9 protein-coding genes are annotated in these 12,704 nt (G+C 70.9%); 6 read left to right on the forward strand and 3 right to left on the reverse strand.

Annotated elements, in window-relative coordinates:
• From IFT36_RS12320 to IFT36_RS12330, 3 genes are all read right to left on the reverse strand, one after another.
• The coding region (locus tag IFT36_RS12320) for an alpha-mannosidase (protein WP_200413270.1) at nucleotides 1-3,174 on the reverse strand (3,174 nt) is incomplete at its 3' end.
• Nucleotides 3,175-3,278: 104 nt separating this feature from the next.
• On the reverse strand, nucleotides 3,279-4,634 hold the full coding sequence (locus tag IFT36_RS12325; RefSeq protein WP_056046903.1) for a 6-phospho-beta-glucosidase: 1,356 nt from the start codon (nucleotides 4,632-4,634) through the stop codon (nucleotides 3,279-3,281).
• On the reverse strand, nucleotides 4,631-5,377 hold the full coding sequence (locus IFT36_RS12330) for a DeoR/GlpR family DNA-binding transcription regulator (RefSeq protein WP_199859672.1): 747 nt from the start codon (nucleotides 5,375-5,377) through the stop codon (nucleotides 4,631-4,633). The genes IFT36_RS12325 and IFT36_RS12330 overlap by 4 nt, the downstream gene beginning before the upstream one ends.
• A gap of 134 nt (nucleotides 5,378-5,511) precedes the next feature.
• Here IFT36_RS12330 and IFT36_RS12335 point away from each other — a divergent pair, with 134 nt between their 5' ends.
• From IFT36_RS12335 to IFT36_RS12360, 6 genes are all read left to right on the forward strand, one after another.
• Nucleotides 5,512-6,543, forward strand: a complete 1,032-nt coding sequence (locus IFT36_RS12335) for a carbohydrate kinase family protein (protein ID WP_307785093.1) — start codon at nucleotides 5,512-5,514, stop codon at nucleotides 6,541-6,543.
• 63 nt (nucleotides 6,544-6,606) lie between these two features.
• On the forward strand, nucleotides 6,607-7,878 hold the full coding sequence (locus IFT36_RS12340; protein ID WP_056046900.1) for an ABC transporter substrate-binding protein: 1,272 nt from the start codon (nucleotides 6,607-6,609) through the stop codon (nucleotides 7,876-7,878).
• On the forward strand, nucleotides 7,878-8,870 hold the full coding sequence (locus tag IFT36_RS12345; RefSeq protein ID WP_056046899.1) for a carbohydrate ABC transporter permease: 993 nt from the start codon (nucleotides 7,878-7,880) through the stop codon (nucleotides 8,868-8,870). The genes IFT36_RS12340 and IFT36_RS12345 overlap by 1 nt, the downstream gene beginning before the upstream one ends.
• Complete coding sequence (locus tag IFT36_RS12350; protein WP_082460355.1) at nucleotides 8,867-9,793, forward strand: carbohydrate ABC transporter permease; 927 nt, start codon at nucleotides 8,867-8,869, stop codon at nucleotides 9,791-9,793. The genes IFT36_RS12345 and IFT36_RS12350 overlap by 4 nt, the downstream gene beginning before the upstream one ends.
• On the forward strand, nucleotides 9,790-10,545 hold the full coding sequence (locus IFT36_RS12355; protein ID WP_056046897.1) for a glucosamine-6-phosphate deaminase: 756 nt from the start codon (nucleotides 9,790-9,792) through the stop codon (nucleotides 10,543-10,545). The genes IFT36_RS12350 and IFT36_RS12355 overlap by 4 nt, the downstream gene beginning before the upstream one ends.
• A 70-nt stretch (nucleotides 10,546-10,615) precedes the next feature.
• Nucleotides 10,616-12,704: glycoside hydrolase family 2 TIM barrel-domain containing protein (locus tag IFT36_RS12360; protein WP_200413271.1), on the forward strand; the 2,089-nt coding region annotated here is incomplete at its 3' end.

The following is a 12,704-nucleotide window of genomic DNA, read 5'->3' on the forward strand; positions in this document are numbered from 1 at the left end:
CAGGTCGGCCCCGGTGGCGTCGGGCGCGAAGCGCAGCGCGCTGGGCATGGCCTCGGTCAGCGGACGCTCGAGCACGTCGACCTCGGTCACGCGGGTCACGTCGAAGTGGGCGTCGACACGGGTGCCGGCCCGGGCGCCGGTCGACTCGTACAGCCGCACGACCACGTCGCCCGTCTCGTCGTCGGCCAGTTTGAGCGACTCGATGCGCACCTGCTCGCCCGAGAGCGACACGAGACCCCCGACCGCCGAGGACGTCGACGGCGTCGAGGCGGCCGAGGTGGTCGAGCTGGCCGAGACGTCCGAGGCCGGAGGGACCTCCGCAGTCGTCGACGCGCCGTGCCCCGCACCCGCCGTGCTGCCGGCACCCGCGCCGAGCACGAACGTCGCCCCGCCGCGTCCGGCGCCGACCACGCGCACGGGCAGGTTCTGCTCGTACCCCGCGCGGACGACCTCGTCGATGGTCGCACCCGGCACGAGCGCGTAGTCGAAGCGGTGGTGACCGATGTCCTGCACGGGGTCCGGGCTGCGGGCCGCGCGCACCAGGCTGACGCGCACCTCGGTCTCGACCTCGCCGGTCTCGCCCACGGTGCGGGTGATGTCGTGGCCGTAGCTGCCCGAGTTCGTCAGGCCGACGCCGTAGCCGGGCTCCTCGACGTGCACCCAGCGGTGCGCCATCACCTCGAACCGGGCGTCGTCCCACGAGGTGTTGGTGTGGGTGGCGCGGCGGACGTGGCCGAACTGGATCTCGGCGCTGTGGTGCTGCGCGTGCAGCACGAGCGGGAAGCTCACCTTGAGCAGCTTCTCGTCCTCGCGCCAGTCGAGCTCGGTGCGGACGTGCACGCGGGCGTCGTCGGCCACGAGCGAGACGAACTGCTCGACCCGCGAGCGGCCGAACGAGCGCTCGACGCGCACCGTGACGCGCAGCGGCCCTTCTTCGACGATCTCGACCGCGTCGGCCTCGACCAGGTCGGTGCGGCTGTGGCGGTAGTGCGCGTCGATGTCCCACGCGTCCCACGCGTTCGGCAGGTCCTCGTGCAGCTGCAGCAGGTTGGCCGCGCGGCCGGCCGGCACCAGCTCGCGGTCGTGCCGCAGGTCGACGATCGAGGTGATCAGGCCGCGCTCGTCGACGACGATGCGCACGAGCCCGTTCTCGACCGTCGCACCCCCCGAGGAGGCGCGGGTCACCACCACCGGCGAGGTCGCGTCCACGGCGACCAGCGGCGCGACGCCCGAGCCGGGCACCGCGACCAGGGCGGCGGCGACACCCGAGGCGTCCTCGACCAGGGCAACGCGGTCGTGACCGGCCGCGTTGACGACGCTGCCGGGCGAGGCCACGGCGACCAGCGCCTCCTCGATCAGCAGGTCGAGCTCGGCGAGGCTGCGGCGGTAGTCGTCCTCGTTCTCGCGGTGCACCCAGGCGATCGACGAGCCCGGAAGGATGTCGTGGAACTGCTGCAGCAGTGTGAGCTTCCAGAGGCGGTCGAGGGCGGCGTACGGGTAGGCGGCACCGGTGCGGACGGCCGCGGTGGTCCACCACAGCTCGGCCTCGCGGAGGCGGTGCTCGGCCTCGCGGTTGCCGCGTTTCTCACGGGCGTGCGAGGTGAACGTGCCGCGGTGCAGCTCGAGGTAGAGCTCGCCGACCCAGACGGGGGCGTCCTCGTACTCGGCACGGGCCTTGGCGAAGAACTCGTCGGGGTGCTCGATCTCGACCCGGGGCGAACCCTCGAGGTCCTTCACCCGACGCTGGCGTTCCATCATCTCGCGGATCGGGCCACCGCCTCCGTCGCCGTAGCCGAAGGGGACGAGCGAGCGCGTGGCGGCGCCCTTCTCTCGGAACTGCCGCACCGCATGGTGCAGCTCTTCGGCCTCGAGGGTCGAGTTGTAGGTGTCGATCGGCGGGAAGTGGGTGAAGACCCGCGAACCGTCGATGCCCTCCCACCAGAAGGTGTGGTGCGGGAACGTGTTGGTCTGGTTCCACGACAGCTTCTGGGTGAGGAACCACTCGAGGCCCGCCAGCTTGGCGATCTGCGGGAACGACGCCGTGTAGCCGAACGAGTCGGGCAGCCAGACGCCGTGCGTCTCGACGCCGAGCTCGTCGGCGAAGAAGCGCAGGCCGTGGGTGATCTGACGCACCATGGCCTCGCCGCCCGGCAGGTTGCCGTCGGGTTCGATCCACTGCGAGCCGACGGGGTACCAGGTTCCGTCGGCGATGGCCTGCTTGATGCCCTCGAAGACGGTCGGGTAGTTCTCTTTCACCCACTGGTACTGCTGCGCCGACGAGCAGGCGAAGCGGAAGTCGGGATACTGCTTCGCCAGCGTCAGCACGTTCGAGAAGGTGCGGGCCGTCTTGCGTTTGGTCTCGCGGATCGGCCAGAGCCAGGCGCTGTCGATGTGCGCGTGGCCGATGCCGCTCAGGGTGTGGGCGCTCGGGACGGCCGGGCTCGCGAGCACCGGGGCGAGCACCTCGCGGGCGGCTGCCGCGGTGCCGACGATGTCGTCGAGGCGCAGCACGTCGAGCGAGCGTTCGAGGGCTCGCAGCACCTCGTGGCGACGCGGGTCGTCCTGGTGCAGCTCCTTCATCATCTGGTAGAGCACCTCGACGTCGAAGCGCAGGCCCCAGACCTCGTGCTCGAAGACGGCCAGCTGCGCGGTGCGGAACCGGTAGATCGGCTCCGTCGGCGCGGTCGACTTCTCGCCGTAGGCGGTCGGAACGAACTCGTTCACCAAGATGTCGGGGTTCCCGGCGGCCTCGACGAAGAAGTGCACGGCTTCGCCCCCGGCGGCCTCGTCGTGCAGGCGCACGTAGGTGTTGCGCGGGTGGATGCCCTTGATCGGCACGCCGTCCGGGGTGTGCACCAGGCACTCGGCCTGGTTGCCCGGCCAGTCGCCGATGAACCCGGGGTCGAGCACGAGCTCGACCGTGTGCCCGGCCCAGTCGGCAGGGACCTCGCCGAGGACTTCGAACCACCAGGTCGACCAGGCGCGTCCCCACGGCTGGCCGATCTCGAAGGGGTCGTACGTCTGGGCCAGGGCCTCGGCGACCGGCACCGGTTCGTCGGGCACCTGCCAGGCGCGCAGGGTGACCGGGGTGGTCGCCGAGTGGACGGCGGGGGTGATGCGCTCGTTCAGCACGCGCTCGATGCGCTCTTCGACGAGTTTCTGGTTCTGGTGCACGGTGGGTCCTCACGGGGTGGGGCCCCGGCGGCGTCGCCGGGTAAGAGGGTGGTCGGGGGGAGGTCGAGGAGGCGCGGGTCGCCCCGGCCCTGCGGGGTCGCGCTTCAGCGCAGGTAGTCGAGCCCGGGGAAGCTCGCCATCGCGTCGCCGAGCAGCGAGCGGGCGACGGTGACCGAGTCGACCAGCGGGTGGTGCGCAAGGGCGCGCACGGCGGCCGCCTTCGAGCCGTCGACGCCGGCCTCGATCGTCTGGCGCTCGACGTACTTCGCGTTCGTGACGAGGCCGACGCCGAAGTCGGGCAGCGAGGTGCCCACGACGGGGTGGGCGCCGCTCGCGTCGACGACGCAGGGCACCTCGACGACGGCGTCCGCGTCGAGTTCGGGCAAGGTGCCGCCGTTCCGCACGTTGAGGATGAGTCGGGCGCTCTGGTCGTAGGCGATGCCGCGCATCAGGGCCAGCGCGACGTGCTCGTAGCCGCCCGAGACGAGGTCGTCCTGGTCGCGGTCGCCCATGCCTGCGGACTGCCGGTTGGTCGCCATGTAGGTCGTCTCGCGTTCGAGTCGGGTGCGTTCCCAGAGGGCGAGGGCCGAGCCGTCGCCCTCGGCGAGTTCGTCGTAGAAGCGGGCCTGTTGGTCGACGAGGTAACCACCGCGGGTCTGCACGGCCAGCTGGTCCGCGTGCAGCACGTCGCGGGTGAAGTAGTAGTAGTGCAGGTACTCGTTGGGCACGGCGCCCAGTTCGGTGACCCAGTCGGCACCGAACAGCTTGCCTTCCTCGAAGGTCTCGATGCGCTCCGGCTGCTCGAAGAGCCGGGGCAGCACGTCGACGCCGTCGACGGTCAGTCCGCGCAGCCAGCCCAGGTGGTTGAGGCCCGCGTAGTCGATGGTGACGCTGTCGAAGGCGTCGTCGGGCACGCGCACGTCGAGGGCTCCGAGCACACGGCGCGCGAGGCCGATGGGGCTGTCGCAGATGCCGATCACCCGGTCGCCGAGCACGCGCGACATCGCCTCGGTCACGACGCCGGCCGGGTTGGTGAAGTTGATCACGAAGGCGTCGGGGGCCAGGGCCTTGACGCGGACGGCGAGGTCCATCACGACGGGCAGGGTGCGCAGGGCGTACGAGATGCCGCCGTAGCCCACGGTCTCTTGACCGATCACGCCGTGCGACAGGCCGATCCGTTCGTCGCAGGAGCGACCGGCCATGCCGCCGACCCGGATCGCCGAGAAGACGAAGTCGGCTCCGCGCAGGGCGTCGTCGAGGTCGGTGTGCAGCGAGACCACGGGCGCGTCGAGGTGCTCGAGTGCCTGCTCTCGCAGCACGCGGGCGACGGCCGAGAGTCTGATCGCGTCGGTGTCGTACAGGGCCACCGAGGTGACCCGGCCCTCGGCGTGGTCGCGCAGCAGCGCCGAGTAGACGAGCGGGACGCGGAAGCCGCCCCCGCCCAGGATGGTCAGCTTCATGCGACGGTCACCGTCACTCCCTTGCGTGCCAGCGCAGCCGAGACGTTCTCGTGCGGCGTCGATTCGGTGATCAGCTGCGTCAACGACGCGCTGGGGGCGACGCGGCCGGCGCCGGTGCCCGGGAACTTGCTCGAGTCCGCGAGCACCGTGGCCCGGTCGCTCACCTCGGCCATGGCGCGCTTGATCGGCACCTGGCTCATGGTCGTGTCGCGGAGGTCGCCGTTGTCGGCGATGCCACTGACGCCCATGAAGGCGTGGTCGGCGTGCAGTAGTCGCAGGCTCTCGGCCGTCAGCGGGCCCGAGACGGACCGGTAGACCGGGTCCCAGTCGCCCGGCAGCAGGATGAGCTGGACGGCACGGTCGTCGCGCAGCAGATCGAAGACCGCGATGCTCGCCGTGATCACCGTGACGTCGCGACCCCGAAGGTGTTCGGCGACGTGCAGGGTCGTGGTGCCGATGTCGAGCACGACCGACTGACCGTCGGCCACCTGGGATGCCGCCGCCGCGGCGATGCGCTCTTTCGCACGGCGATTGACCTGCTCGACCTCGGCGAAGGGGGCATCCGCCTCGACGAGCACGGCGCCGCCGTGGGTCCGTCTCAGCACCCCCGCCTCGTCGAGGCGCTGCAGGTCGCGGCGGATCGTGGCCTCGCTCGTGCTGGTGGCGAGGGCCAGGTCGGTGACCGTCGCCGCCCGCTCGGAGCGCAGCCGATCGAGGATCACGATGTCTCGGACGTCTTTCATGGTCTGAACAGTAGCGCGCAATTTCGAGCAGAAACAATCTTGTAACAAACAAAATCATTCACATTTGTGCGCACATGGGCTAGAAACGTCTCAGCAGGTCGACGCCGACGCCGATCTGACCCGAGGAGGACCCCGTGCAGACCGCACCCCGCACCGCCCCACCCGCCGAGAGCGACGCCCTCGCCGGCATGCTCGTCGTGGGGCAGCTGTTCGCCGACGTGGTGTTCGGTGACCTGCCCGGTGCGCCCGTGCTCGGTCACGAGGTCTGGACCTCGTCGTTCGGGGCCGGCCCCGGCGGCATCGCCAACTTCGCCCTGGTGGGCGCTCGCCTCGGTGTCCCCACCTCGATCGCTGCCGCCGTGGGCGGCGACACGTTCTCGACCATGACCCGCGCCTCCTTGGCTGCCGAGGGCATCGACCTGTCGTACCTCGTCACCGTGCCCGGCTGGGCCCTGCCCGTCACCGCGTCCCTCGGCTACGGCGACGACCGCGCGCTGGTCACCGGCGGCACGCCCGCTCCGATCGGGTCGGACGCCCTGCTGCCCGACGTCCTGCCCGCCGCCGCCGTCGCCCTCGTGCACCTCGAGGAGGCGCGCAGCACCTGGATCGCGCGGGCCACCGCCCAGGGCACCCGCGTCTTCGCCGACGTCGGATGGGACCCGTCCGAACGCTGGGACCCTTCCCTGCTCGAGCAGCTCGACGACTGCCACGCGTTCATGCCGAACCACCTCGAGGCCATGGCCTACACCGGCACCGACTCGGCGATCGACGCCGCACGCCGCCTCGGTGACCGCGTGCCGCTGAGCGTCGTGACCTCGGGCTCGGCCGGCGTCGTCGCCGTCGACTCCGCCAGTGGTGACGAGGTGGTCCGTCCACCCGTGCGGGTGCACGCCGTCGACGCCACCGGGGCGGGCGACGTGTTCGGTGCCGCGCTGGCCGTGGCCGGCTCGCGGTCCGACTGGTCGCTGTTGCAGCGCGTCGACTTCGCCTGCCTCGTGGCCGGCGTCACCGTCTCGCGACCGGGTGGCGCCTCGGGCGCCCCTCGGCTCGACGAACTCGCCGACTGGCTCGGTGCCCATCCGACGGCGGCCGAACCCGGCCGCTACGACTTCGTGCTCGAGGCCCTCCACGACCAGGGCGAGAGCAGCACGACGCTGTTCCGCTGACCCGTACCTCCTGCTCGTCCCCCCGCCCCACTTCGGCTTCCCCCCAACCGATTGAGAGACCCCATGGCACTCCCCACCCGACGCCTCGTCGGCAAGATCGCCGGCACCGTCGCCGTGCTCGCCCTCGTCACCCCCCTGCTCGCCTCGTGCGCCGGTTCGGGCGGGGGTGCAAACGCCTCCGGAGAGACCGACGTCTGGATCTGGCCCGACGGCCTGAGCGACAAGGTGTTGAGCAGCGTGGACGAGACGACGCCGATCAAGGTGTCGACGATCGGCGGCGACTTCAAGCAGAAGCTCGTCACCACGTTCACCGGCCGCACCGGCCTGCCCGCCGTCAGCGGCGTCAAAGGTGAGGACATGCCGTACTTCCTCAGCGAATCCGACCTCTTCACCGACCTGAACGACCTCGGTGCCAAGGACATCGTCGACCAGTTCCCGGCCTGGAAGCTCGCCGAGGCGACGACCGCCGACGGCAAGCTGATCGGCATCCCGATCGACATCGGCCCCACCGCCCTCTACTACCGGGCCGACGTGCTCGCCGCGGCCGGTCTGCCCTCCGAGCCCGCTGACGTCGCCGCGGCGACCTCGACCTGGGACGACTACTTCGCCTTCGGCGAGAAGCTCAAGGCGGCGACGGGGGCGAGCCTCGAGGTCGACATGGGCGACGTGTTCACCAAGTCGATCGGTCAGGGCAGCGCCCGCTTCGTGAACGAGGAGGGCGAGTTCACCGGCGACGGCGACGAGATCAAGGCGGCCTGGGACCGTGCGGTCGAGGCCAAGGAGAAGGGCCTGACCGCCGGGCTCACCGACGGCAGCCCCGACTGGGCCGCCGCCATCACCGGTGGCTCGCTGCCGACGCTGCTCGGTGCCGCCTGGTACCAGGCCGACATTAAGAGCGCCACGGCCGACACCTCGGGCGACTGGCGCGTCGCACCGATGCCCGGCGGCCCCGCCAACATCGGAGGTTCGTTCTTGACGATCCCCGAGGGCACCGACGACCCCGAGGCCGCATTCGCCGTGATCAAGGACATCCTGAGCGAGCAGAACCAGATCGTCGCCTACCAGGACAAGGGCATCTTCCCGTCGGCCACGGCCGCCTACTCGGCCCCCGAGCTGACCGCGGGCGACGAGTTCTTCGGCGGTCAGTCGACCGTCGAGGTCTTCGCGCAGGCCGCCGCCGACATGCCCACCGCGTACACCAGCCCGTTCGAGAACCAGGTCGCGGCGCCCTACATGACCGAGCTGCAGAACGTGCAGTCGCTCGGCAAGGACCCCGACCAGGCCTGGAACGACGCCGTCTCGGCCGGCGAGGCCGCCCTGAAGGCCGCCGAGTAGTGATCCCCACCGTGCTGAGCCCGGGAGCGCGCCCCACCGCGCGCTCCCGGGCGGGGCTGCGCAAGAGCTGGCCCTACTACGTCGCCATCGCGCCGTTCTTCGTGCTCTTCGCGATCTTCGGGCTGTTCCCCGCGGGCTACTCGCTGGTGCTGTCGTTCCAGGACTGGAACGGCCTCGGCTCGCCCGAATGGGTCGGCCTCGACAACTTCCGGGCCCTGGTCGCCGACCAGACCTTCTGGCTGTCGATCAAGAACACCCTGATCATCTTCGCCCTGTCGACCTTCCCGATGATGGTCATCGCCGTGATCGTGGCGGCCATGCTCAACTCGGCGAAGCGGTTCGGCACGTTCTACCGCATCGCGTTCTTCGTGCCGAACGTCACCTCGGTCGTCGCGATGGCGGTGCTCTTCGGCTCGATCTTCGGTGACAGCTTCGGCCTGCTGAACGCCGGCCTGCGGGCCCTCGGCTTCGACGGCGTGGCCTGGCTGTCGACCCCCTGGGCGATCCAGGTCACCATCGCCGTGCTGATCACCTACCAGTGGACCGGTTACAACGCGATCCTGTTCCTGGCCGGCATGCAGTCGATCAGTGGCGAGGTCTACGAGGCCGCCAAGCTCGACGGCGCGGGGGTGATCCGCAGTTTCTGGTCGATCACGCTTCCGCTGCTGCGCCCGACGATCCTCTTCGTGCTGGTGGTCTCGACGATCACCGGCCTGCAGAGCTTCACCGAAGCGCAGGTGCTGACGGCGTCGTCGTCGACGACGAACCCCAACTCCGGAGGCGCGGGTCAAGCCGGTCTCACGACGGTCCTGTACTTCTACCAGCAGGCCTTCAACTACAACCGCTTCGGCTACGGAGCAGCCATCGCCTGGGCCGTGTTCCTGCTCGTCGTGATCTTCGTGATCATCAACTGGCGGCTCGGATCGGGCAAGAAGGAGAAACCCGTGGACGTCGATCCCGTCTCCCCGCGCGAGGAGGTGGTCGCGCGATGAGCACGATCGTGAACGCCGCCCGCGGCGTGACCGCCGAGGTCGTCGACGCCACGGCGGACGACGATCCGAAGCAGCGTCGTGGCCGGGCCGCCGGGCGCGGCGCGAAGGTGCCGACCTCGCGAGCCGTGCTGCACGGCCTGCTCGCCGCCGGAGCCGTCGTCTCGCTGTTCCCGTTGTACTGGCTCGTGGTCATGGCGAGCAACACGACGAGCGACATCTACAAGTCGCCGCCCGTGCTCGTGCCCGGCACGCACCTGTTCGACAACATCCGCGCGGTGTTCGAGACCATCGACTTCGGTGGCTCGTTGCTCAACACGGTGATCGTCGCCGTCTCGGTCACGGCACTCGTGCTGTTCTTCGACTCGATCGCGGCGTTCACCTTCGCGAAGTTCTCGTTCCCGGGCCGCAAACTGCTCTTCACCCTGTTGCTCGTCACCTTCATGCTGCCCGCTCAACTCAGCGTGATCCCGCAGTTCATCACGATGATCAACCTCGGGTGGGTCGGTCAGCTGCAGGCCCTGATCGTGCCCGCCGCGGCCAACGCCTTCGGCATCTTCTGGCTGCGCCAGTACATCGTGTCGGCCGTGCCCGACGAACTGATCGACGCCGCCAAGATCGACGGCGCCGGGTTCTTCCGTCAGTACCTCACGGTCTGCATCCCGCTGATCCGCCCGGGCCTCGGCTTCTTGGGCGTCTTCACCTTCATCGCCTCGTGGAACGACTACCTCTGGCCCCTGATCGTGCTGAACGACCCGGGCACGCTGACGCTGCAGGTCGCGATGAGCCAGCTGAACAGCGCCCACGGCAAGGACTACGGCATGGTCATGGCGGGGGCCCTGCTCGCCGTCCTGCCCCTGATCATCGTGTTCCTCATCGGTGCCAAGCAGTTCATCGGTGACATCGCGAAGGGGGCGCTGAAGTGACCGAGGCCGTCGTCGGCCCCGAGGTCGTCGCGGCCTCGGGGGCCCACGAGATCGGCCAGCACGCGGCCGACGTCGTCGCCGCCTTCGTGCGGGCCGAACCCCATGGCGTGCTCGGCGTGGCGACCGGCTCGTCACCCGAGCCGCTCTACGCCGAGCTCGTGCTGCGCCGACAGGACGGCCTGCGCACCTGCGGCCTGACCCTCGTCGCGCTCGACGAGTACGTGGGGCTCGAGGCCCACCACCCCGAGAGCTACCGTACGTTCGTGCGTGACCGCATCGCGAGGCCGCTCGGCGTCGACGACGACCGGGTCGTCGTGCCCGACGGGTCGTGCCCCGACCCCGTCGACGCGACCCTCGCCGCCGACGCGCACGAGAGGCGCATCGTCGAGCTCGGCGGAGTCGGGCTGCAGATCGTCGGCATCGGGGCCAACGGCCACCTGGGCTTCAACGAGCCCGGTTCGCCGTTCGACGGCCGCAGCCGCGTGGTCGAACTGGCCGACCGTACCCGCCTCGACAACGCCCGCTACTTCGGTGGCGACGCCCGGGCCGTGCCGTCGCACGCGATCACGCAGGGGCTCGGGACGATCATGGCTGCGCGGCAGGTGCTGCTGGTCGCGCGCGGTCGCGCGAAGGCCGCGGCGCTCGCCGCGGCCTTGCAGGGCCCGGTGACCGAGTCGGTGCCCGCCTCGCTGCTGCGGCGCCACCCGCGTGTCACGATCGTCGCGGACCGGGAGGCGTTGGGCGCGGTCTGACCGCCCCGCGCCTCCCGCGCGCCTCCCGCCCCCCGCGCCTCCTGCGACCGCCCCCACCACAGAGAGCACCATGACCCACCTCGACGACGTCGCCCCCGGTTCCGCCTCACGGCTCGCCCCCCGCTCGTGGCTGCACAGCGACGCCCCGACCCATTCGCTCGACGGGCCGTGGCGGTTCCGACTGCTGCCCGAGGCTCCCCTCGACGACGAGGCACGGGTCCCCGAGGTCGCCGACCCCGAACTCGACGACGCCGACTGGGATGAGCTGCCGGTGCCCTCGCACTGGGTGCTGCACGGGCACGGGTCGCCGATCTACACGAACCTGCAGTACCCGTTCCCTATCGATCCGCCGCACGTGCCCGACGAGAACCCGACCGGAGAGTACCGACGCACGGTCGTCGTGCCGGCGTCGTTCCGGAGTGGCGCGCGCGTCGTGCTGCGGTTCGACGGCGTCGACGGCCTCGCGACCGTGTGGCTGAACGGCGTCGAGCTCGGCTGGACGACGGGCAGCCGCCTCGCCACCGAGTTCGACGTGACCGACGCGCTGGTCGAGGGGGCCAACGCCCTCGCGGTCCGGGTGAACCAGTGGTCGGCGGCCAGCTACCTCGAGGACCAGGACCAGTGGTGGATGCCCGGCATCTTCCGCAGCGTCACCCTGCAGTCGCGCCCCGCCGCGGCCCTCGACGACGTCGACCTGCGGGCGTCGTACGACCACGCCACCGGGGCGGGCCGGCTCGACCTCGACGTGGTCGGCGCGTTCCCCGTGACCTTGCGCGTGCCGGCACTGGGCGTCGACGTCACCTGGGCGACCCCGGCCGACGTGGCTCCCGTCGACCTGCCCGCGGTCGAGCCGTGGAGCGCCGAGGTGCCGCGCCTCTACGACGCGACCGTCGCCTCGCCGGGCGAGACCGTCTCGTTGCGGGTGGGGTTCCGCACGGTGCGCATCGTGGGCGACTCGTTCGAGGTCAACGGCCGCCGCGTGACCTTCCGGGGCGTCAACCGCCACGAGTCCCACCCGGTGCGAGGACGCGTGTTCGACGAGGCCGAGGCGCGTGCCGACCTCGAGCTGATGAAGCGGGCCCACGTGAACGCGATCCGCACCGCGCACTACCCGCCGCACCCGCGACTCCTCGACCTGGCGGACGAGTACGGCTTCTGGGTCGTGCTCGAGTGCGACCTCGAGACCCACGGCTTCTGGGACGTCGAGTGGCGCGGCAACCCCAGCGACGAACCCGCCTGGTGCGATGCCTACCTCGACCGGATCGCCCGCACGGTCGAACGCGACAAGAACCACCCGAGCATCGTGATGTGGTCGCTCGGCAACGAGTCGGGCACGGGGCGCAACCTCGCCGCCATGGCGACCTGGCTGCACGGGCGCGACGCCACCCGACCGGTGCACTACGAGGGCGACCTGGCCGGCGAGTACACCGACGTCTACTCGCGCATGTACCCGACCCTCGAAGAGATCGCGTCGGTCTGCGGCGAACCGGCCACGACGATCCACGAGACCGAGGGCGCCCAGGGTGCCCGGCAGCGGCAGAAGCCCTTCGTGCTCTGCGAGTACGGCCACGCGATGGGCAACGGCCCGGGCTCGTTCGCCGACTACGAGGCGGCCGTCGACCGCTGGCCAAGCCTGCACGGAGGCTTCGTCTGGGAGTGGCGCGACCACGGCATCGCCACCCGCACCCCCGACGGCACGCCGTACTTCGCCTACGGCGGCGATTTCGGCGAGGTCGTGCACGACGGTCAGTTCGTCATGGACGGCCTGCTGCTCTCGGACGGCACGCCCACCCCGGCCCTCGCCGAGTTCGCCGCCGTGATCACCCCGGTCCGCGTGCGTCTGCTCGACGCGGCCCGACTGGTCACCGTCGAGAACCGACGGCACACCGCGTCGACCGACGACGTCGAGGTGCGCTGGCAGCTCGAGCACGACGGTCACGTCGTCGCCTCGGGCGTGCTCGACGTGCCGTCGCTGACCGCGCAGTCGACCGCGACGGTCGAGGTCCCCGAGGAGGCGCGCGCGGCAGGCGACGCCGCCACCGTCCGTGAGGCCCACCTCACCGTCACGGCGGTGACGCGTCACGACCTGCGCTGGGCCGGGGCCGGCCACGTGCTCGGGCGCGACCAGGCGCTCGTGGCGAGTCGCCCGGCGGCCCGCA

The organism is Frigoribacterium sp. CFBP 13605 (genome assembly GCF_014839405.1).
Classification (GTDB): Bacteria; Actinomycetota; Actinomycetes; order Actinomycetales; family Microbacteriaceae; genus Frigoribacterium.